Annotated in this window: 19 protein-coding genes; all 19 read right to left on the reverse strand. The window is 50.3% G+C overall.

The genetic code is table 11. From position 1 onward, the window contains the following. Window positions 1-55 precede the first annotated feature (55 nt). Window positions 56-2,248, reverse strand: a complete 2,193-nt coding sequence (locus BR83_RS0100415) for a DNA translocase FtsK (RefSeq protein WP_027355416.1) — start codon at window positions 2,246-2,248, stop codon at window positions 56-58. 191 nt (window positions 2,249-2,439) lie between these two features. Then, window positions 2,440-4,599, reverse strand: coding sequence for an L-lactate dehydrogenase (quinone) large subunit LdhH (gene ldhH / locus BR83_RS0100420; protein WP_027355417.1), 2,160 nt, complete (start codon window positions 4,597-4,599; stop codon window positions 2,440-2,442). Beyond that, the gene (locus BR83_RS0100425) at window positions 4,592-5,191 is read right to left on the reverse strand and encodes a LutC/YkgG family protein (RefSeq protein ID WP_084327016.1); all 600 of its coding nucleotides are present in this window, start codon (window positions 5,189-5,191) and stop codon (window positions 4,592-4,594) included. Before BR83_RS0100425 ends, ldhH begins: the two co-directional genes overlap by 8 nt. Window positions 5,192-5,280: 89 nt before the next feature. After that, window positions 5,281-7,041 carry an L-lactate permease gene (locus tag BR83_RS0100430; protein WP_027355419.1) on the reverse strand — a complete coding sequence of 587 codons (1,761 nt, stop codon included), beginning with the start codon at window positions 7,039-7,041 and terminating at the stop codon, window positions 5,281-5,283. A gap of 340 nt (window positions 7,042-7,381) precedes the next feature. Next, on the reverse strand, window positions 7,382-8,797 hold the full coding sequence (locus tag BR83_RS0100435; protein ID WP_027355420.1) for an FAD-binding oxidoreductase: 1,416 nt from the start codon (window positions 8,795-8,797) through the stop codon (window positions 7,382-7,384). Window positions 8,798-8,822: 25 nt separating this feature from the next. Next, the gene (locus BR83_RS0100440) at window positions 8,823-9,830 is read right to left on the reverse strand and encodes an electron transfer flavoprotein subunit alpha/FixB family protein (RefSeq protein WP_034634165.1); all 1,008 of its coding nucleotides are present in this window, start codon (window positions 9,828-9,830) and stop codon (window positions 8,823-8,825) included. Window positions 9,831-9,843: 13 nt separating this feature from the next. After that, window positions 9,844-10,635, reverse strand: coding sequence for an electron transfer flavoprotein subunit beta/FixA family protein (locus BR83_RS0100445; protein WP_027355422.1), 792 nt, complete (start codon window positions 10,633-10,635; stop codon window positions 9,844-9,846). A 245-nt stretch (window positions 10,636-10,880) separates the two neighbouring features. Next, window positions 10,881-11,609, reverse strand: a complete 729-nt coding sequence (locus tag BR83_RS0100450; RefSeq protein ID WP_027355423.1) for a FadR/GntR family transcriptional regulator — start codon at window positions 11,607-11,609, stop codon at window positions 10,881-10,883. Between the two features lie 19 nt (window positions 11,610-11,628). After that, window positions 11,629-12,417, reverse strand: a complete 789-nt coding sequence (gene uppP, locus BR83_RS0100455; RefSeq protein ID WP_027355424.1) for an undecaprenyl-diphosphatase UppP — start codon at window positions 12,415-12,417, stop codon at window positions 11,629-11,631. Window positions 12,418-12,570: 153 nt separating this feature from the next. Further along, window positions 12,571-12,816, reverse strand: coding sequence for a YlzJ-like family protein (locus tag BR83_RS0100460; RefSeq protein ID WP_027355425.1), 246 nt, complete (start codon window positions 12,814-12,816; stop codon window positions 12,571-12,573). After that, window positions 12,813-13,640 (reverse strand): ClpP family protease, encoded by an 828-nt coding sequence (locus BR83_RS0100465; protein ID WP_051617701.1) that lies wholly within the window; start codon window positions 13,638-13,640, stop codon window positions 12,813-12,815. The genes BR83_RS0100460 and BR83_RS0100465 overlap by 4 nt, the downstream gene beginning before the upstream one ends. Window positions 13,641-13,804: 164 nt before the next feature. Beyond that, window positions 13,805-15,469, reverse strand: a complete 1,665-nt coding sequence (locus tag BR83_RS0100470; protein WP_027355427.1) for a ribonuclease J — start codon at window positions 15,467-15,469, stop codon at window positions 13,805-13,807. A gap of 334 nt (window positions 15,470-15,803) precedes the next feature. Beyond that, window positions 15,804-16,688: a 4-hydroxy-tetrahydrodipicolinate synthase gene (gene dapA / locus BR83_RS0100480; RefSeq protein ID WP_027355428.1), complete on the reverse strand. Its 885-nt coding sequence runs from the start codon at window positions 16,686-16,688 to the stop codon at window positions 15,804-15,806. A 53-nt stretch (window positions 16,689-16,741) separates the two neighbouring features. After that, complete coding sequence (dapG, locus tag BR83_RS0100485; RefSeq protein ID WP_027355429.1) at window positions 16,742-17,971, reverse strand: aspartate kinase; 1,230 nt, start codon at window positions 17,969-17,971, stop codon at window positions 16,742-16,744. A gap of 3 nt (window positions 17,972-17,974) precedes the next feature. Next, on the reverse strand, window positions 17,975-18,994 hold the full coding sequence (locus tag BR83_RS0100490) for an aspartate-semialdehyde dehydrogenase (RefSeq protein WP_027355430.1): 1,020 nt from the start codon (window positions 18,992-18,994) through the stop codon (window positions 17,975-17,977). 156 nt (window positions 18,995-19,150) lie between these two features. Continuing rightward, the gene (locus BR83_RS0100495) at window positions 19,151-19,747 is read right to left on the reverse strand and encodes a dipicolinate synthase subunit B (RefSeq protein ID WP_027355431.1); all 597 of its coding nucleotides are present in this window, start codon (window positions 19,745-19,747) and stop codon (window positions 19,151-19,153) included. Window positions 19,748-19,776: 29 nt separating this feature from the next. Then, window positions 19,777-20,661 carry a dipicolinate synthase subunit DpsA gene (gene dpsA, locus BR83_RS0100500; protein WP_027355432.1) on the reverse strand — a complete coding sequence of 295 codons (885 nt, stop codon included), beginning with the start codon at window positions 20,659-20,661 and terminating at the stop codon, window positions 19,777-19,779. A gap of 74 nt (window positions 20,662-20,735) precedes the next feature. Beyond that, window positions 20,736-21,536: a 4-hydroxy-tetrahydrodipicolinate reductase gene (dapB, locus tag BR83_RS0100505; RefSeq protein WP_027355433.1), complete on the reverse strand. Its 801-nt coding sequence runs from the start codon at window positions 21,534-21,536 to the stop codon at window positions 20,736-20,738. A 174-nt stretch (window positions 21,537-21,710) separates the two neighbouring features. Beyond that, the gene (locus BR83_RS0100510) at window positions 21,711-21,980 is read right to left on the reverse strand and encodes a YlmC/YmxH family sporulation protein (protein WP_027355434.1); all 270 of its coding nucleotides are present in this window, start codon (window positions 21,978-21,980) and stop codon (window positions 21,711-21,713) included. Window positions 21,981-21,992 lie beyond the last annotated feature (12 nt).

The raw sequence follows: 21,992 nt of genomic DNA on the forward strand, positions 1-21,992 counted from the left end.
AACACAGTGATTTCTACGCTTAATTGCTGTTTCCTTTTTTCTTTATTCTTTTAATCTATCTTTTTTTGAAAGTCTGCTTGAACTGTTCCGGTGTTATCAGTACGGAGCGGGGTTTACTCCCCTCATATCCTCCTACAATGCCCTTTCTTTCCATTATATCCATCAGACGGGCTGCCCGGGCGTATCCCACCCTCAGACGCCTTTGCAGCAGGGAAATGGAAGCGTGACCTGTTTCCACGAAAATTTCTACGGCCCGGGGCAATAACTCATCTTCCAGCTCCTCTTCCTGTTCACCTCGACTTTCTTCCTGAACAAGCTCCGTTTCGAAATGAGGGCCAGCCTGCTTTTTCAGAAAAGAAACCAGTGCCTCCACTTCTTCATCTGACAGATAAGCCCCCTGCACCCGGATGGGCTTGGGTGCCTCCACCGGGAAAAAGAGCATATCACCTTTTCCTAATAGTTTTTCCGCTCCCGCCATGTCCAGAATGGTCCGGGAATCAATCTGGGAGGACACAGCAAAGGAAATCCTGGATGGAATATTGGCTTTAATCAAACCTGTAATAACATCCACGGAAGGACGCTGGGTAGCTACCACCAGGTGGATACCTGCAGCCCGGGCCATCTGGGCCAGGCGGCAAACCGCGTCTTCCACATCAGCAGGTGCTACCATCATCAAATCAGCCAGTTCATCAATTATTATTACAATTAACGGAAGGGGTAACCGGACCTCTCCGTTAATTTCCCGGTTGCTGCGACAGAATTCATTGTAACGGCTGATGTCCCTTACCCCAACAGCGGCAAATAATTCATAACGGTGCTCCATCTCTTTGACGGCCCAGCGCAGGGAGGTAGCTGCTTTCTTGGGATCCGTAACCACGGGAGACACAAGGTGGGGAATGCCGTTGTAGGTAGCCAGTTCCACCATCTTGGGATCGATAATTAAAAATTTAACCTCCTCCGGAGTGGCCTTAAAAAGAATGCTGGCAATAATGGTATTCAAACAAACGCTCTTACCGGAACCTGTTGCACCGGCAATAAGCAGATGGGGCATACGGGCCAGGTCGGCCACTACCGGGTTGCCCGCAATATCCTTACCCAGGGCGACAGTAAGCCGGGAGGATGCTTCCTGGAAATCGGGTGTTTCCAGTAACTCCCTTAAATAAACCATGGAAATTTCCCGGTTGGGCACTTCAATTCCTATAGCTGCTTTACCCGGAATAGGTGCCTCAATGCGCACGTCCGGAGCAGCCATAGACAGAGCAATATCATCGGCCAGGCTGACTATACGGCTAACTTTAATCCCCGCCGAAGGCTGAATTTCATAACGGGTAATGGCGGGCCCACGGGAAACCTGAATAACCCTGGCCTTGACTCCAAAACTGTTCAGGGTTTCCTCTAAAATACGGATATTTTCCGTAATATCCCTGTTGTTCTTGATCCCCCTGTTCCTCAGTGGCCTGGCAAGCAGGCTTAGAGGAGGAAACTGGTAAGCCGGTGAAACACCTGAAATAGCCACTTCTTCATCTCTCACGTCAGAAGAAGATGTGGCAGGAGGGGCAAAACGTAAAACCCTGGGCGACCCGCTTTTAACTGCATTATCCCGGTTCTTCTCTTCAGTTACCTGCGATGCTGCTTCTTCCCGAGCCGGGGACCCGCCCTGATCGATGATTACCGGCCCCGGTTCAGGCTCTTCCACTTCTTCTTCCCCTTCTATAAATAAGAAACCACCAATACGTTCATATAAACTTCTCAGAACACCTGCCAGGCCGGCAAGAAAGGCATGCAAAGAAATATTACAGCTCAAAAGTGCTCCCATTATAATTAACGTAGCCAGGATAATCCAGGTTCCCACCAGGCCAAATGAACGCTCCAGCAGGAATAAACAAACGGCTCCGATCAGGCCACCGCCCTCCCCGGCCAGGCCGGCCTGCAGGGAATTTTCCCCGGAAATCAACATGTGCAATAAAGTAAGAGCAACCACCAGGAGCAGGGCACTTCCATATAAGCGCCGGGCGAGCCCTTTTTTAACTGTCTTCCCCTGAATTAATCTCAAACCCCAAAAAGCGAGCAGGAGGGGGAAAAAATATCCCCCCATACCGGCAACAGACCTCAGTAATCGTTCGACTCCCCGGCTAACCAGCCCAACAGCAGGATTGACCAGGCTGATCAAAGCTAAAAGGGCCAGACAGAGCAAACCAATACCGAGAATTTCATATTTTTGCAGGTCTCCGGCCGTCCTTACTTTCACTCCAACCAGCCTCCATCTTCGTACATAATTATACCATAACTATTTGGGAGTGCACTACAATAATACTATATATTACCACCAGACGAAACGATGAAGGCTCCTGTATTCAAACGGCCAGTACCGCTCAAGTAAAGTCAGCCAGTTACAATACAAAGACTCCGGAAAATCCCGGAGTCCCGTAGAAAGTAACTTTATTGCACCCGGCCGTCACTGGCAAGGCAACGGGCAAGCACCTCGGCCGTATGCATAACCTTAACCGGCAAATTACGGCAATCCAAACCACCTTCAATCTGCAAGCGGCAGCCGGGGCAGTCCAGGGCCAGTATTTCAGCACCAGTTTCCAGCAAGGATTCCAGCTTGCGGTCCAGGATGGAATTGGAGAGTTCGGGGAATTTGAGAGTAAAAGATCCCCCAAAACCACAACACACGTCCGGCCGGCTCATTTCCACCAGGTCAGCACCGGCATCTTTAAGCAACTGGCGCGGCTCCATGGTAACCCGCAGGTAGCGTTTGAGGTGGCAGGAGTCATGATAAGTAACCTTATGCCGGAAAGGAACCAGCTGTGGGATTAGTTCTTTTCTATTAGCATATACGAAAGAGGAAAATTCCACCACTTTTTGCGCCATTTCCCTGGCCCGCTGGCTCCATTCCCTATCACCGGCCAGTATCTCCGGGTACAGGAACTTTAACGCTTCCGCACAGGTAGGGCAGGCGGTAAGTATATGCTCAGCATCTATATCCATAAAGGCCGCAACATTTTGGCGGGCCAGTTCAGCAAAATTGTCCATTAAACCGACCTGTTTGGCCGGGAAACCACAACAGGTCTGATCTTCCGGGTGAACCAGCTCAAATCCCATGGCTGCCAGAACCCCGGCCACCGCCTTTCCAATACCGGGATAAACAAAATCAATCAGGCAACCTGAAAAGAGGGCTACACGACCATTTTTTTTCTTTGGGCGGGGCAGGGTAGTGATCAGATCCCGGAAAGGAACATAGGCAAGGGCAGGTAAAGTGCGCCCGCTGGTTAAACCGGAAAAGAACAGGGGTAAATGCCTGATTTTCCCTGCCCGGACAAAAGGTTTTTGTAGTTGGGAGGCTGTTTTTAAAAATCTATGGAATAACCTGCGCCTGGGTAAAATTTTATCAAATATTACCTTTTCAGTATACCCTGCTCCTTTACTCTCCACCGTTCGCCTTCTGAGCTCGCCAATTAAAGCCGGAAGATTAATGTTGCCCGAACAGTAATCCCGGCAACGCCCGCAATCAATACACAGATTTTGTAATACCTGCGCTTTTTCCGGGTTGGTGAAGAAGGCAGTGAGCAGGGTACCTATAACCCCGGTATAAACGTCACCAAAAACTCCTCCTAATTGCTGGTAAACAGGACACACATTTAAACAGGCAGCACAGCGCACACACTGCATCGCTTCTTTGAAGACGGGATCGGCGGCCATCCTGGTACGCCCGTTATCCATAAGGATAATATGCAGTTCTTTTTGTTCATGGTATTTACCCTCAGGATCTATGGCAGGCACGGCACCGGTAATCATGGTCACATAAGAAGTTATGTGCTGGCCCGTGGCGCTGCGCGGCAGCACTTCCAGTATGGGCACGATGTCTTTAAAGCGGGGCACCAGTTTCTCCAGGCCGACGATGATTACATGAACCGGAGGCAGGGTGGTGGTCAGACGCCCGTTACCTTCATTGGTGACCATGACAATGGTGCCTGTCTCAGCCACGGCAATATTGGCCCCGGAAATACCCATCCAGGAGGACAGGAATTTCCGCCGCAATTCCCTGCGGGCCAGCTGGACCATAGAAGATATTTCCGGTTCCACCGCCTGTTTTATTTCCCTTCTAAAGACTTCAGCCACCTCGTTCCGGCTCATATGAATAGCCGGCATAACCATATGAGATGGCCGCTGGCGAGCAAGCTGGATGATCCATTCACCCAGATCTGTCTCCACAACATCCAGATCCTGTTCCTTTAAATGATCATTCAGGTGAATTTCCTCACTGGCCATGGACTTGGACTTGACAATGGTTTTGATACCTTTGGATCTGGCCAGGCGAGCAATATATTCCCGGGCCTCACCGGCAGTGGTAGCCCGAAAAACAGTGGCGCCGCGGCGGGTAGCTTCGCGGGTAAACTGAGCGGCCAGTTCTTCCAGGTGTTCTGCCGTTTCCTGCTTAATCCTGGCTACCTCCCGGCGCAACTCTTCAAAATTTTTATGCTGATATACCTGTTCCCGGGAGATAACATAACTATCGGCAAACCGGGTTAAAGCCGATCTGACGCTTGTATTGGCCAGGGCTTCCCGGGTCGCCTGCCGCAGAGTTGCCTTAGACAACGACATCTCCCCCTTCGTCAATAAAAATAACTGCCAACCTGCCCGGCCCGTGCACACCGATGGTGAGGACGCGCTCGATATCGGCAGTGCGGCTGGGTCCTGAAACAAAGGCAACGTAACCGGGAACCTGTCCCCTGGCCGCCAGGTTGTTGATTGCTTCTTTTAGAGTAGCCACCAGACACCCGGTGGGTACCAGGGCCAGGTGAACGGGAGGTAACATGGATACCAGCCGCCGGTTGATATCAGTGGCATCCTGCACCAGGGTTCCGGTCTCGGCAACTGCCATTTCAAAGGACGAAATGCCCAGGTCTGCCGTTTCAGCTACCTCCCGGGGGTTACCCTTAATAACCTCCGCCCTGCATCCGGCAACCGCTTTACCAAGATCAGCATAACTAAAAAGAGGTGATTCGGATAGGGCAACCTTTTTTGCGCCCATTTCCTTAATTAACCTGCCAATCAAATCCCTGGCCTCAGACATATCACGGACCCGGTGAACCTCAGTCCCTAAAGCCCGGGCCCTAACTACAAATGTCGCATACAGATGTTCCAAATCCTGGTTGACACCTGGCAAAAGCGCACTTTTCAAAGCCACGTACTGCTCCTTCCTTTCCCTTGCGGATCCCGGCCGGATGGAGTCATCCGGCCGGGAATACTTTTAGAGTCCTTCCATGCACTTCAGGATTATGCACTCCGGCGACCATTAAAGCTCAAGTTGCCCTTCTGCCGGGAAGCAATTAACCCCAGCACCAGGATAAACAGTGCCGTTAGCAGCAGGATGGTTACCCCACCGCCGGAAGTCACGCTGGTTGAGGCAGCAGCTTCAGCAGCTCTGGCCATGGCGGGTATCATCCATTCGAAAACATAGGCCTGCAGCAAGGTAATTATACAGATGATCAGGGTAAAGAAGATACTGTGACCGACGGTGAAACGGAACAATTCCCCTTCCCGGCCGACCAAACCCGTGGAAGCTGCACCTACGGCAATACTCTGGGGTGAGATCATCTTGGCCGCCACACCACCGCTGCTGTTGGCGGCTACGGTAAGCACAGGGTTGACCCCAATCTGTTCGGCCGTAACCTGCTGCATCTTGCAGAACAAAGCGTTGGACGAGGTATCACTACCGGTGACAAAAACACCCAGCCAGCCCAGGATGGGAGCTACAAAGGGGAAGAACGCACCGGTAACCGTAAAGGCCTTCCCTAGAGTGGGGGTCATTCCGGACCAGTTGGCCACATAAGCGAAGCCCAATACCGCAGCGATAGTTAATAGAGCAAAGCGCAGATCCTTTATAGTTTTTGCAAACACTTCCATAAACTGGCCGACACTGACCCGCAGGATCATAGCACTGATGATGGCTGCAATAAGAATGGCCGTACCACCGGCAGATAGCCAGTTGAAATTATAGACTACGGACAGGGGCTTATCGCCGGCTATGATGGCCTGGTCCAGTCCGCTAAACACGATCTTGATACTGACTTTATCCAGAACAGCCTTGACGGACTGGAGACCCCAGTCGCTAATCAGTACCGTCAATACGATAAAGGGCGACCAGGCCTTCAATACGGCCCCCGGGGAATGCTTTCTCACCTTTAAAGTAGCTTGAGGCTCATCGGCAAAACGCCAGACCGATTTCGGTTTCCATACCCGGAGCAGCAACACCAGGGCGACAATGGAAACCAGTGAGGACAGGATGTCCGGCAGCATGGGAGTCATGTAGTTGGAAGAGAACCACTGGGCTAACGCAAAAGAGACGCCGCTGACCAGGATGGCAGGCATAACCTCTATAGCTCCCCTCCACCCGGCCATTATAAAGACCAGCCAGAAGGGTACAAAAACGGAAAGGAAAGGTAGCTGGCGTCCAACCATCTGGCTGATAGCCATGGCGTCGATGCCGGTTACCGCACCGGCAGTTATGATAGGAATACCGATCCCACCAAAAGCCACCGGGGCAGTGTTGGCAATCAAACAGATACCAGCTGCATACAGCGGGTTAAAACCCAGGCCAGCCAGCATGGCTGCAGTAATGGCCACGGGAGTACCAAAACCCGCGGCTCCTTCCAGGAAGGCACCAAAGGAGAAAGCAATCAATAGCGCCTGCAGACGGCGGTCTTCGGTAATGGAAGCAATGGAATCCTTGATAACCTCAAAATGGCCTGTTTTTACAGTAAGGTTATACAGGAATACCGCCGTAATTACAATCCAGCCAATGGGGAAAAGACCCATCATCACACCATAAACAGTAGTTAGTAACGCCATGTTCAAGGGCATTCCATGAACGCCCACAGCCAGCACCAGAGCCAGAGCCAGGGTGATCAGGCCGGCAATATGACCCTTCATTCGCCATAAAGCCAGGGCGCAGAAAAGGAAAATGATGGGCAGGGCATCTACCAGAGCAGAAAGACCCAGGTTGCCCAGGGGGTTAATTGCCTGTGTCCACGTCATGGCTTGGATCCTCCTTAATTATAAATTTGCTATAGCCTGGAACTGAAATAGAATTTCATATTATTCTTTCTGCATTGGTTGGCTACCAGAACCGGGCTCAAAAATTTTACAAGAAAGTGATTAGTCCCAAAACTCAACTTAAAGAAATAATGTTAATTATCAGTCCTTATAAATCCCACCACCTTCCGATATTCTAATGTAGGGATGGCCTGACCACAGGATCTGTATTCGCTCAGGTCACAAAAAATCCTGCTCCTACCAACATTTTTTTAAAATCGCACGAAATTTTTAAAAAAGTGACCGTGGGGGCCGGAGCCGTGCAGCCCCCACTGCCCCGTTTCTAAAACACATCCACTACCTTGCCGGGGTTCAAAATTAGATTGGGATCCAACGCCTTCTTAATGGAACGAATCATGTTGAGCTGTACGGGATCCATGAACCGGGCCATAGCATCCTTCCGTTTAGCTCCAATGCCGTGCTCTCCGGACAGGTTACCACCCAGGTCATACACCACCCGGTACATCTCTTCCAGCACCTTTTCCTTAACCTCATGCCAGCTATGTTCATCCCGGTTCTCCCGCAACAAAGTGGCATGAATGTTACCATCCCCGGCATGACCGCAGCAGGGAATTTTGATCTGGTACTTTTCCGCTATCCGGTTGATGGCCTCCAGTGCCCGGGGAATCTGACTGACCGGAACGACAATATCTTCCATACAGTAAACCGGGCTGATCATGCGCAGGGCCTCAGCATAACAACGACGGGCCTTCCAGATGCGCTCCTGAGTGGATTTGTTGTCGGCTACAAAAACCTCCAGCCCGCCATTTTCCAGGCATAGCTTACCGATGGTTTCATAATCTTCCTGCACCTGGCGTTCTGAATTGCCGTCCACCTCTACGATTACATAGGCAGCGGCATCGCCATAGGGCAGTTGCTGGTTCAGATACAGCTCGGCTGCTTTGATGGACAGGCTATCCATAAACTCCAGGCAGGTGGGAATAATTCCCCCGTGGGTCATAATAACCGGAACGATATTGATGGCTTTCTCAACGTCATCAAAGGGAACCAGCAGGTCTGCCACATACTGGGGCAGGGGCATAAGCTTGAGATAAACTTTGGTAACAATACCCAGTGTCCCCTCGGAACCGACCATCAGATGCACCAGATCATAACCCGTAACGTTTTTCACACATTTCCCGCCAAGGGTAACTATGTCCCCATTGGGCAAAACCACTTCCACCCCGTAAATGTGCCGGGAAGTGGTACCGTACTTCACCGCCTTGTTGCCCCCGGCATTGGTGGCTACATTACCACCAATAAAAGAACTATCGGCACTGCAGGGATCGCCGGCATAAAGGTATCCCTCGGCCCGGGCGGTACGCTGCACCTCACCGGTGGTCACCCCGGGCTCGGTAACCATGAAGAGATTTTCCTTATCCACTTCCAGGATTCTGTTCATCCGCTCCAGGGACAGAACTATTCCACCCAGCACAGGTACCGCCCCGGCAGCCAGACCCGTTCCTGCCCCCCGGGGGGTAACCGGCACCAGTTCCCTGTTGGCCAGTTTCATAATTTCGGAAATTTGCCGGGCATTTTCTGGTTTCACCACCACTTCGGGCATGTGCTGCCACATAGCCTCGGAGACTTCATCCCTGCCGTAGACTTCCATTTTTTCAGGATCCACAATTACATTGGCTTCCCCGACTATTGACTTAAGCTCATCGATAATTCCGGTGGTAATCCGATTGTAGCGCATCTACCTCAAAAGCCCTCCCTTCTGCTCAGGCGCCGGCCTTCAATTTTTTCAGCGTGTTAATTAACTCCGGAACCACTTCAAAGGCATCACCAACAATTCCAAAATCAGCCACCTGGAAGATTTGTGCATCGGGATCTTTATTAATAGCCACTATAGTTTCCGAGGTTTGCATACCGGCCAGATGCTGCACCTTACCGGAAATACCCACAGCTATATAAAGCTTGGGTGAAACGGTCTTCCCGCTCAAACCGATCTGGTGGGAATAAGAAATCCAGCCCAATTCTACCGCATCCCGGGTTGCACCTACACCGGCACCCAGCACCCGGGCCAGATCTTCCACCAGTTTAAATCCTTCCCGGTTCTTCAATCCCTTTCCACCGGATACAATAATATCGGCATCCTGTATATTAACCTCCTGGCTCGGATCAGCCATAAATTCCAGGAAACGCTCGGTTAGAGAAACCAGCATATCGCCATAATTCTTCACAGCTATCTCGCCGGTCCGGGATTCGTCCCGGGGTGCCGGCCGGGTCGAACGGGGCCGTACCGTAGCCATCTGGGGCCGGGTAAAGGGCGTCTTGATGGTGGCCATGATATTGCCCCCAATGGCCGGCCTGGTTTGCAACAGAATCCTCTCCCCCGGGTCAATATCCAGATAAGTACAATCCGCCGTCAATCCGGTTCCCAAACGGGCTGCCACCAGGGGCATTACCGTACGGCCGGTGGTGGTGGCTGCAGCAATGACAATTTCGGGTTTTTCTTCCTGAATCAATTGCACCAGTGCCCTGGTGTAAGGTCCGGGAAGAAAAGTAGCCAGGTCCTGGCTGCAAACATGAAAAACTTTATCTGCTCCCCGCAGGATCACTTCTCCCAAATCGTCCACCCGGTCCCCGAGTATAGCACAGGACAGCTCAACACCCAGTTTGTCCGCCAGGGAACGTCCCCGGTTTAAAAGTTCAAAGGTCACCCGGTGAATGGATCCATTCCTTTGTTCCCCGAGAACCATTACACCCCGATACTCCTTCACATCCATAACCCGCACCCCCTTATACAATAATTTCACGAGCACTAAGGAAGTTAACTAACTCACTAACAGCCCTTCCTGTATTATCGTGGTGGTACATAATTGTATCCCGGGAAAGTTTGGGGCTAAAGATTTTAACCACCCGTGTAGGGGAGCCTTTCAAACCAATCTCATCCGGCACCAGTCCCACATCCTCAGGACCCCAGATGGGCACCTGCACTTCCTTAGCCCGCAGTTTTCCAGCCAGAGTTGGAAAGCCGGGCTGGTTGATCCCCTTGACAACTGTAACCAGGGCCGGTATTTTTACTTGAATGCGCTCAAAGCCTCCCTCCACCAGCCTTTCTACCGTAATGATACCGTCCCCCACTTCCAGTTTCTGCACATAGGTCTGTACGGGAATGTCCAGCATGGCGGCAACCATGGCCCCGGTTTGACCGGTTTCACCATCGGTGGCCCGTTCACCGCACAGGATCAGATCCACCGGCCACAGTTTCCTAATGGCACTGGAAAGGGCCCGCGCTGTGGCTATGGTGTCTGAACCAGCAAAAGCACGCCCCGATAAAAGTATGCCGCCATCGGCACCCATGGCAATTGCTTCCTTTATGGCCTTCATCGCCGATTCCGGACCCATGCTGATGACCGTGACGGTTACATTTTTCAAGCTCCGCTTCAGCCGCAAGGCTTCTTCCAGCGCATTTTCGTCCAGGGGGTTGATGATATTATCCTTACCGGTGCGGATCATGGTACCAGTTTTTGGATCCATTTTTACATTATCCGTTCCCGGCACCTGTTTAATGAGAACAACAATATTCATGGCACACCTCCTGACTCAGAAAAATAATGAGGTTAAGACAACAGAATAAGGTGACATCATACCAAATGTAGTGCTAGACCAAAATATTATCTGGTGGCCTGACCACTTAAATCATTCTATACCGGGTATCAAAATCCTTCCGGAATATATAATTTTCGCAAAAAAAAGTTTCCCTTAAAGCAAAAAAATTAGAATTTAATTTTAATAAAATACGTAAAAAAACACCGGGCCTGCCGGTGTTAGAATCAATTATGTTTTTTGTTCATGTTGATCCGCGCCAGTTCAACCTCCACCTTCCACAGGTGACGGTACATTAACTCCCTGGCCCGGGCCCTATCCCGTGCAGCCACAGCCAGGTAAATATCACGGTGCTCCTCAAACAACCTGCGGGTAGTACCTGATGTAGCGGAAAGCCATAGTGCTCGTGTTACCTTCAGGGTCTGACCAATGATTTCCTGGACCGTATTCATTAAACGGCTCAACAGGGGGTTCTGGCTGGCCTGGGCCAGGGTGAGATGAAAGCTAAGGTCCAGCTGTTCCGCCTTCTTTCCTGCTGGGAGGTCCTCTTCCATTTCCTGTACCACTTTTTTCAATTCCTCCAGCAGTTCCGGCGGGCATCTCTCTGCAGCCAGGCCGGCCGCCTCTACTTCCAGAGCTTTGCGTACCTCCAGGATGTTCTGCAGCTTATCCTTTTCCAGGAGCAAAATAAAGGTTAATGGTTCTATAATGGAATCAGGCCCCGGCCTCTTGATATAAATACCTTCCCCATGCTTTATTTCCAGAATACCTGCCAAATTCAAGGCCGACAGGACCTCCCTCACCGAAGCGCGGCTAACCTGCAAGCGCTCGGAAAGCTCCCTTTCCGTAAGCAACTTATCACCGGGTGCCAGCTGGCCTTCTATGATTAGCTTTTTGATTTGTTCCAGAATACTTTCGGAAGTGCGTTTGGTTTTAACGGGCCTGAACTCGGTCATAACTACCCCTACCTTAATCCTACCTGCCCCCGGCAAGAGCCAGGAAAATAACCGCCAATCCTAAAATCATGCGGTACCAGATAAAAATCTTGAAGCTATGCTGGGTTAAAAAGCGTAAAAGGAATTTAATTGAAAGAAAGCCCACAACTGCCGACACAATAACCCCTGTTAAAAAGGGCAGATTCAGGTCAGCAAGTGTTAGCTTGGGCAACTGCATTATCCCGGCACCAAAAATTATTGGTGTGGACATAAGAAATGAAAAGCGCGCCGCTGTCTCCCGGTCCAGACCGGTCATGCGACCAACGGCCATGGTTATGCCAGAACGGGAAACCCCGGGAATAATTGCCAGAGCCTGGGAAAGACCGATCCAGATGCTTTCCCCCAGACCAATTTCATCCAATTTCTTATAGGCCGGTGACCGGCTATCGGCCAGATAAAGAATTATTCCCATCACAATGAGCATAACCCCTATAAGCAGCGGCTCCCGGAAAACGGTTTCTGCCTGCTCCTCAAACAAGTAACCAATTGCTGCGCCTGGAACAGTGGCAACCACCAGGTACCAGAATAAACGCCCTTCAATAGTTTTTTGCCTTAATAACCCATCATGAAGTAAAATCAACCAGTCCCTCCAGAAAAAAGCCACCACTGCCAGAAGGGTTCCCATATGTAATGCCACATCAAAGGTTAATCCTGCATACTGCCACCCCATCAGCCAGGGAACAAGTACCAGGTGTGCCGAGCTGGAAATGGGTAAAAATTCTCCTACCCCCTGAACAATACCCAGTACAATAGCTTCGAACACTCCCAACCGGATCACCCCGTATACTTATGTTTACAGGTCTATAACGCCAGCTATACAATTATAGCATACGGGGAAAATACATACCAGCTAATTATTTTATTTTATACTTTAAGAAATTTATTTGATAAGTATATTGGCGTAACGACCGGATACCGGCCGTCACGCATAATATCCCTCTTTGCTGGTACATTGGTATAACTTTACGACTGCACCCGGGCAAAGATCGCTCCTTAAATAATCCCTGGGATCAGTACTTAACAGGCGTACCACCTTACCTTCCCCTGGCCCGGTATCCTGTACCAATACAGGTACGCCCCCCACTTTCACCTCCCTGACAGGAACATGCTGCATCTCCTCCAGGCCATCAAAAACCAGTTCCAGCTGCATGGGTGTATACAAAATCACTGCACCGGCACCCCGTTTCGTAGTTTATACTCTTCAATCATAGACTTAAGCTTATTTACTGCCTGCCCGACACCTCCTACCTCATCAATCAGGCCTTTTTCCACTGCCTCTCTCCCGATGAGAACGGTGCCAATATCCCTGGCCAGCTCCCCCGTACGGAACATAAGATCGCGAAAAGCAGCTTCACTGATCCGGGAATGCTGCGTCACAAAACGTACCACCCGGTCCTGCATTTTATCGAGATACTCATAGGTTTGAGGCACACCTATTACCAGGCCATTTAAACGAATGGGATGAATGGTCATGCTGGCCGTTTCGGCAATAAAACTATAGCGGGCAGCAACGGCTATCGGCACCCCGATGCTGTGCCCTCCACCCAGTACAATAGATACTGTGGGTTTGGACAAGCTGGCAATCATCTCAGCAATAGCCAGGCCGGCCTCCACATCTCCCCCCACTGTATTCAAAACCACCAGTACCCCTTCTACTTCCGGGCTCTGCTCCAGGGCTACCAGCTGGGGTATCACATGCTCGTATTTGGTAGTCTTATTTTGAGGAGGCAGCACCAGGTGGCCTTCAATCTGGCCGACTATAGTTAAACAATGTATATTGCTCTTTACCTCAGGAACAGGACTCGTCCCCAGTTCTTTAATGGATTCCATGCTTTCTTTCGGGCGTCCCTGTACCCGCTGGGGTACCGGGGAATTGCCGGGATTACGGGGATCTTGCTGAGGAGCTTTGTCGGGTTCTCCCGGAGGAGCCTGAGGTGGGGTGTGGGGGAATTCCCCTTCATGTCCCCAAATACTATAGTAATCATCAAACATGCAACCCATCCCCTCATTCTTTTTTCATTTCTAGTATGGTTTATGTTACAGATAAAATACATGAAGAAAAATAAACGGGTTACTACCCGTATCAAAAGAAACAGCGACAAATAAAACAGCCGGAGAGCCATTTTCTGACTCCCCGGCCCCTGGTAAAGACGGTGTCATACTTCCATGATGATGGGCAGTATCATTGGCCTTCTCCTTGTTTTTTCATAGAGGAACTTACCCAGAACGTCCCTAACCTGAGCTTTAATAGCCGCCCATTCTGAAAGACCCCGATCGTTGCATTTCTCCAGGGCCTCCTTCACTCTCTCCCGGGCTTCCTCCATCAACTGTTCTGACTCACGAACATAAACAAAGCCCCTGGATACAATATCCGGGCCGGCCATAACCTGACCGAGTTCCCGACTAATGGTTACCACTACGATCAGGATCCCGTCCTGGGAAAGCTGCCTGCGGTCCCGCAGTACAATGTTACCCACATCTCCAACGCCCAGGCCGTCCACCAGTACGCGCCCTGCCGTTACCCGCCCGGCAATACGACCGGAACGACGGGTAAACTCCAGTACCTGGCCGTTTTCTGCCACGAAAATATTTTCTGCCGGAATACCCATGCTGCGTGCAAGTTCCGCATGCTTGATTAACATCCGGTACTCACCATGAACCGGTACAAAAAACCGCGGCTTAACCAGGTTGATCATCAACTTGAGTTCTTCCTGGCTGGGGTGACCACTCACATGGGTACCTGAAACTGCCTCATAAATTACATGGGCACCCTGCTTGAACAGCTGGTCGATAATCCGTGCCACCAGCTTTTCATTCCCCGGAATAGGGGTGGCGGAAATTATGATGGTATCACCGGGGAGAATTTCCACCTGACGGTGGTCCCCCAGGGCCATCCTTGTCAGGGCCGACATAGGTTCACCCTGGCTTCCCGTGCACAAAAATACCACTTTATTCTTGGGTAAACGGTTAGCTTCTTCCAGCTCCACGAGGGTTCCTTCAGGAACATGCAGGTAACCCAGTTCGTGAGCAATATTGGCTACATTTATCATGCTTCGACCAATTATTGCCACCTTACGATCATAACGGTAGGCAGTGGTAATGGCCTGTTGCAAGCGGTGCACGTTGGAAGCAAAGGTAGCTATAATAATGCGCTCTCTAGCCTGCCTGAAAATATCATCAAAGGTGGCCCCAACCATCCGTTCCGACATGGTATAACCCGGGCGCTCCACATTGGTACTGTCCGATAGCAATACCAGAACGCCTCGTTCACCTAACTGGGCAAACCGGTAAAAATCCGTTACTTCTCCATCCACTGGAGTCTGATCGATTTTAAAATCACCGGTATGCACAATTACCCCTACTGGTGTATGAACAGCCACAGCAACAGCATCGGGAATACTATGTGAAACCCGGATAAACTCCACTTTAAAAGGGCCGATCGTCACTGTATCCCGGGGTTTAACCACATGCATACTTGCCTCGCCGGCCACCCCCTGCTCCTTAAGCTTACCCTGAAGCAGGCCGAGGGTAAGCCGGGTTCCATAAATGGGCACGTTCAACTGCTTCAGTACATAAGGCAGGGCACCGATATGATCCTCGTGTCCGTGGGTAAGCACTATACCGCGCACAGCATCTTTATTTTCCAGAAGATAAGTGATATCGGGGATCACCACATCGATCCCCAACATCTCTTCCTCTGGAAACATCAAACCGCAGTCTATAACCAGAATATTTTCCCCGAATCTCACCGCCATCATGTTTTTCCCGATCTCACCAAGTCCCCCCAGGGGGATTAACGCCAATTTCGGTTCCTTGGCCAAACACGCACCTCCTAACCTGTTTTTCAAAAAACATGATCAAGCAAAATATACCGGTGAGAAAAAACAGGAGAAGGCGGGGAAAATATTCCGTTTTTCAGTTTTAAATCACTCAGTGCTTAATTGAATCCCCAAGCTATTATACTGGATCCCCTCCCGCAAGACAAGGGTTGCCAGAACAGGGCCTAATAAAATATTGGCCAGAAAGCCATAGCTCTATTACCCCGATAAAAAAATGGGGCTTTTATTCCCCAAAATTATCCAACAGCAGCAAAGGCGGCCCACCTTTTTCATGCTGGCCGCCTCCGGGCAGTTTCCATTTCTATCCACCTTTAAGTTAAATTAAGTTTAAGCCAGCCAGTACATTTTTAACGGCTTCCTTTTCTTGAACCGTAGCCTCAACCAGGGGTAAACGGGGCGCCCCCACCTGATAACCCAACAAATTCAGGGCTGTTTTTACAGGTACCGGGTTGGTAGTAATGAACATAGTTTTAAATAACGGGAAAAGCTCCAGGTGAATTTGTGTGGCCAGAGTAGTGTTCCCAGCAGTAAAAGCATTAACCATCTCCTTGATTCGCGGACCCACAACGTGGGAGCAAACGCTAACCACGCCCCTGGCCCCCAATGCCATCATGGGAAGGGTCAGGGAATCATCCCCGCTGTAAATGGCAAAGTCATCAGGCAGGGATCTGCGCAATTCACTTACCTGGTCCAGGTTGCCGGATGCCTCTTTAATAGCTACAATGTTCTCGATCTGTGCCAAACGTACCACCGTTGCGGGAAGAATGTTAACCCCCGTCCGGCCGGGAATATTATACAGCATAACCGGAAGGTTGGTATTGCTGGCCACAGCTTTAAAATGTTCATAAAGCCCATCCTGGGACGGCTTGTTATAATATGGCGCTACCAGCATTACACCATCTACCCCTACCTTTTCAGCCATCTGGGTAAGGGTTATACTCTCAGCAGTATTATAACTCCCGGTTCCAGCAATTACCGTGGCCTGCCCGCCAACCTCTTCTACCACCACCCGAAAAAGTTCAATTTTTTCGTCCCTTGTCAGTGTAGGCGACTCACCGGTAGTTCCGCATACCACCAACCCGTCGGAACCAGATTGCACCAGATAACGGGCCAGCTTCCTGGCTTGCTGATAATCCACCGCCAGATCCTTGCCAAAGGGCGTCACCATAGCGGTGAGCACACGCCCAAAATCAACGGCCAAAATATTCACCTTCCTTCTTCCGTTTTAAGGCTTAAGGCCTGCCGATATAAACCCTACCTGGCACCATTGATAAATTCACGGTGTAGTGCCTGCACAGCCTTTTCCATGTCCTCCTGTCTGACCAGTACCCAGATGGTTGTATGGGAATCGCTGGACTGCAAAATGGGTATATTTTCCCTGGCCAGAGCGTCCACAATTGATGCCATTACCCCGGGAACACCGGTCATACCGGCACCTACGGCCGCCACTTTGGCACAGCCTGGTATTACCTCGGCGATAAAACCCGTATTTTCCAGCACCTGGGCAGCTTTCCCGGCTACCTCCTCCTTAACAGTAAATACTACCTGATCGGGATAAACATTAATAAAATCCAGGCTAATTCCCGCCAGGGCGAGCCCTTTAAAGAGACGACGCTGTTCTTTTAATCCCTCCGGACCCGCACTTGTGTTTACTTTAAATTGTACTATATTGGGAATCTGGGTGATACCGGTAATTGTACGGTCCCTGGTTATATCAATGGTTCCTTTATATACTTCCCCGGAACTGGTCACCAGCGTACCCGGAGCATCGCTAAAAGTAGATTTCACGCGCAGGGGAATATTTTTCTGTTTCACTATTTCCACTGCCCTTGGATGCACCACCTTGGCCCCTTCCTGGGCCAGCTGGCATATTTCATCATAGGTAACCACTTCCCTGGTCACCGCATCGCTTACAATGCGGGGATCAGCAGTCATTATTCCCTCTACATCGGTATAAATGTCAACATATTCGGCATTAAGAGCCACTCCCAGTGCGGCTGCGGTAGTATCGCTCCCTCCCCGACCAAGAGTGGTAATTTCACCTTCTTCACTGATTCCCTGAAAGCCGGCCACCACCACTATCTTACCCTCCCGGGCATGCTTTAAGACAGCCTCGGGTTTAACGCGAAGAATTCTTGCTTCTGTGAAATGGTTATCGGTAATAATGCCGGCCTGGGCACCGGTAAGAAAAATTGCCGGGTGTCCCATTTTTTCCAGGGTAGCTACCATTACCACTCCCGAAATAATTTCCCCACAGGACATTAATAAATCCAATTCCCGCAAACTAATATTGCGGTTCACCTGCTTTACCATATTGATCAGGGTATCCGTAGCATAAGGATCACCGTTACGCCCCATAGCAGATACAACCACTACCGGGATATAACCTTCTTCCTTCGCTGCCACCACCTTGGTAGCTACCATCTCCCGCCCTTGCGATGTAGCTACAGAGGTACCGCCAAATTTCTGGACTAAAAACTTCATTTACTACCTATTGCCTCCCCGTAGACAGCGGTATTTAATTAATAATTCAGCAATCTGAACTGCATTGGTGGCTGCACCCTTGCGCAGCTGGTCAGCCACGACCCAGAGGTTAAGCCCACGTTCCACGGAGTTATCCTCCCGGATACGACCCACAAACACTTCATCCCGCTGGGAACAGAAAAGTGGCATGGGATATTCTTTCCGGGCGGGATCATCCAGAACAACTATACCTGGAAAACTGGCCAGTACCTCTTTAGCTTTCCGGGCAGTTAACTTTTCCACAGTTTCAATATTGATGGATTCGGAATGGCTGCGGTAAACCGGAACCCGCACTGTAGTTGCCGTTATTGCCAGCTGGTCATCATGGAGAATCTTCCGGGTTTCTTTAACCATTTTCCATTCTTCTTTAGTATAGTCCATCTCTTGAAATACATCAATGTGGGGAATGAGGTTAAATGCTATCTGGTAGGGAAAAACTTTGGGCGGATAATCCTGACCGTCTAAAACAGCCCGTGTCTGGGCAGTTAGCTCATCAATGGCCTCTTTTCCTGCACCTGAAACAGCCTGGTAAGTAGATACAACCACCCGTTTAATCCCCGCCACATCTTTAATTGCCTTTAAAGGAATCACCATAATAATGGTGGAACAATTCGGGTTAGCAATAATTCCCTGATGCCATTTCACATCTTCAGGATTAACTTCCGGTACCACCAGGGGAACTTTTGGATCAAGCCGGAAGTTACTGCTGTTATCAATAACCACGCAACCACGTTCCACAGCTGCCGGGCCAAACTCTTTACTGGCCGCTCCCCCGGCAAAAAGGGCAATATCCATCCCTTCAAAAGAATCAATACTGGTTTCCTGAACTGTATAGACCTTGCCCCGGAAAACCATTTGCTTTCCGGCTGAACGACTGGTTGCACAAAGTCTCAGTTCCCCGACGGGAAAATTTCTTTCCTCCAGCACCTTTAAGATTTCCTGTCCCACCGCACCGGAAGCACCTACAACTACTACGTTATACAAAGAAAAAATCCTCCTCTCAAAATATTACTTTGTTTCTGGATGTAAATAGTTATGGAACCACTAAATGGCACGTCCATACTAAAATCAAAAAACCGGCCCGACAGATTCATGGTACGGGCCCGCCGTTACCTGGAAATTTCCTTAAATTTGCATCTCTCACCGGACCTGCGATACATTTACGAGTACGGGCTGTATTTGCTTTCCCTCCAGCGCTAAAAGAATCGTATCGATAATAAGATCCATCCTTGCTTTCAGGGAGTTGGGTTTCTCCACAGGATTATCCTGACCAAAGGGAACCAGATAAATATTCTTCGTATTTAACAGCAAACCCAGGTTTTTGGCATTCATACCCAGACCATCATTGGTCGATATAGCGAGTACAACCGGACGCTGGTTACGCAGGTGAGCTTTAATGGCCATTAACACTGGCCCATCGGTAATACCGTTAGCCAGCTTGGCCAGCGTATTTCCTGTACATGGCGCCACCACCAGCACATCAAGAAGCTTACCGGGCCCGATGGGTTCAGCGCCGGTAATACTGTTTATAGGCGCACGACCGGTTATTTTTTCCAACATATCTTTCCACTTTTGAGCCGGGCCGTACCTGGTATCAGTGCTATCTACCATTGTGCTGATGATGGGGTAAACAATAGCACCTTCCCTTACTATATTTTCCACCTCAACCATCACTTCGTCAAGCGTACAATGGGAACCGGTAACGGCAAATCCCACCCGGACATCCTTCAAACGCATGACTAGCACCTCCGCTGGAAAGCCATAAGCTAGAGGGCCAACTGTTCAGCCAGCAGCCGGGGGACAACCTTAGCCAGGATTTCACCTGCTGTTTGGGGTGCTACCCTGCCGGGCAATCCTGGAAGTAAAAGTGCAGTAATACCTAACCGCCTTGCTGCCTCAAAATCGGTACCACCCGGGGAAGATGCCAGATCCAGAATTAACGTACCGGGCCGTACCCGTACCAGGACCTGCTCATCCAGTACCAGAGCCGGAATGGTATTAAAAATAACATCCGCCTCCGCCACCACTTCCGGCAGTCCTGTTAAATCAGCTGTTACCAGCCCCATCTCATAAGCCCTGGCACGCTGGGCAGGGTTACGGGCCACCACCACGGTACGAGCTCCCAGGGCATGTAATATACGGGCCAGCGTAATTCCCGTCCGTCCAAAGCCCAGAACTACGGAATTACTCCCGTGAATGGTAATAGGCAATCTCTCCATGGCTACCTGAATAGCTCCTTCAGCCGAAGGAATGGAGTTTAAAATAGCCACTTCATCCATATCCATTAGTTCAATGAGGCGGAGATTTGCCCGGGCTACCATTTCCTTGAGCTTTGGCCTGGCCATACCTACCAGAACCGGCGAACCGGGAACCAGCAAGGTCAGGTGTTCTTCCAGTAAAATAAGCGGCTGTTCCAGGTATCTCGAATGAATACGACCCCCGTCATCAATCCCGGGCACAGGCAGAATTAAGGCGTCAGCACCAGCCAGGACCCGGGCGATTTCATGGCAGGAGATAATCCTCTCTCCTGCAACTGGCAGTCCCACTACTTTCAGGTTTGCCCCTGATGCCGCCAGCCGTTCAACCAGGATCTTCTCCCTGGCATCACCGCCAAGAACGGCTACTGTGACCCCGCTTAGATCTGGCTGCATGGCCGGCAAACCCTCCTTGGCCTTTATTTACCACCAATATATGAGGGCCAGAAAATGGAGGTGCTTGTCATAGTTTACTCAAAGAGGAGGTTCTCCAGGCCGTATACCACTCCTTCCAGATGCATCACCCGGCGAACAGCCAGCAATACACCGGGCATAAAGGATTCCCGGGAAATAGAATCATGTCTTATACTCAGGGTTTGTCCGAGGCCACCAAAAATTACCTCCTGATGGGCTACCAGCCCCGGCAGGCGTACACTGTGAATGCGGATACCACCATCATAAGAGCCGCCACGGGCACCAGGAATTTTTTCTACCTCCGTTGGTAAACCCTGCTGAAAATCTCCCCTGGCGGCAGCCACCAATTCAGCAGTTTTAATGGCCGTACCTGAAGGAGCATCCAGCTTCTGATCATGGTGCAATTCAATAATTTCTACATGGGGCAGGTACCTGGCTGCTTCAGCTGCAAATCGCATCATTAAAACTGCCCCGATAGCAAAATTAGGAGCAATTACACAACCCAGCTTGAGGCTTTCCGCAAGATTACGGATTTCTTCCAGTTCACCGCTGCTCATCCCGGTGGTTCCCACCACGGGACGTACGCCACTTTTAAGAGCTGTCTTAATATTCCCGGCTACCGCGTCGGGAGTGGTAAAATCAACCATAACATCGGGGCGGGCTTCGGCCAGTACTTTCTCCAGGTCCCCCTGCAGGGTTATTCCTATTTCTGGACCACCCCACAGGGGCCCCACATCCTGTCCTTCTCCCCGCACATCCACTGCTCCTACCAGAATCATATCATCAGTTTTATAGACAGCTTTTAAAACTTCACGACCCATCCGGCCATAAGCACCAGCTACTACAACCCTGATCAATTTTAAACCCGGTTTGTGTCCCCGCAAACGGTATTTTTTGCAGCCCCGTTGCGGTATAAACCAGTTTCCCCCTTCCTGTCATTTGTTAAAATTTAAACCACATAACCTGGATTATGTCAAGATAAAACAAAAAAAGTACCAAGCCAGGTAAATTATAATGTAACATTATTAAAATTATAAAGTATACCGTCTTAAGCTAAGATGGGCCTGGTCAAGATCAACAATAATAACTTCACTGCCAATTTTGCGCACAGATTCCCAGGGAATTACCAGGCTCTGCCGGTCCAACCAGAAACCCAGGGGATTTCCCCGGCGGGGCAGAATTATGGACTGTACCTGCCCGGTCTCAATATCAATGGTCAAATCACTTTCCCCTACCACTCCCAGACGGGCGCCATCATAAATATTTACTATTTCCTTGCCGGCCAGCTCTGTTAACCTCACCATATCCCCCCC

This window comes from Desulfofundulus thermocisternus DSM 10259, from assembly GCF_000686645.1.
Taxonomy (GTDB): Bacteria; Bacillota; Desulfotomaculia; order Desulfotomaculales; family Desulfovirgulaceae; genus Desulfofundulus; species Desulfofundulus australicus.

Excerpts from the sequence above, each read along its gene's own strand:
- BR83_RS0100430 (WP_027355419.1), bottom strand. The coding sequence starts at position 7,041 with ATGACGTGGACACAGGCAATTAACCCCCTGGGCAACCTGGGTCTTTCT.
- BR83_RS0100435 (WP_027355420.1), bottom strand. The coding sequence starts at position 8,797 with ATGCGCTACAATCGGATTACCACCGGAATTATCGATGAGCTTAAGTCA.
- BR83_RS0100440 (WP_034634165.1), bottom strand. The coding sequence starts at position 9,830 with ATGGATGTGAAGGAGTATCGGGGTGTAATGGTTCTCGGGGAACAAAGG.
- BR83_RS0100445 (WP_027355422.1), bottom strand. The coding sequence starts at position 10,635 with ATGAATATTGTTGTTCTCATTAAACAGGTGCCGGGAACGGATAATGTA.
- BR83_RS0100450 (WP_027355423.1), bottom strand. The coding sequence starts at position 11,609 with ATGACCGAGTTCAGGCCCGTTAAAACCAAACGCACTTCCGAAAGTATT.
- BR83_RS0100465 (WP_051617701.1), bottom strand. The coding sequence starts at position 13,640 with ATGTTTGATGATTACTATAGTATTTGGGGACATGAAGGGGAATTCCCC.
- dapG (WP_027355429.1), bottom strand. The coding sequence starts at position 17,971 with ATGAAGTTTTTAGTCCAGAAATTTGGCGGTACCTCTGTAGCTACATCG.
- BR83_RS0100495 (WP_027355431.1), bottom strand. The coding sequence starts at position 19,747 with ATGCGTTTGAAGGATGTCCGGGTGGGATTTGCCGTTACCGGTTCCCAT.
- dpsA (WP_027355432.1), bottom strand. The coding sequence starts at position 20,661 with ATGCAGCCAGATCTAAGCGGGGTCACAGTAGCCGTTCTTGGCGGTGAT.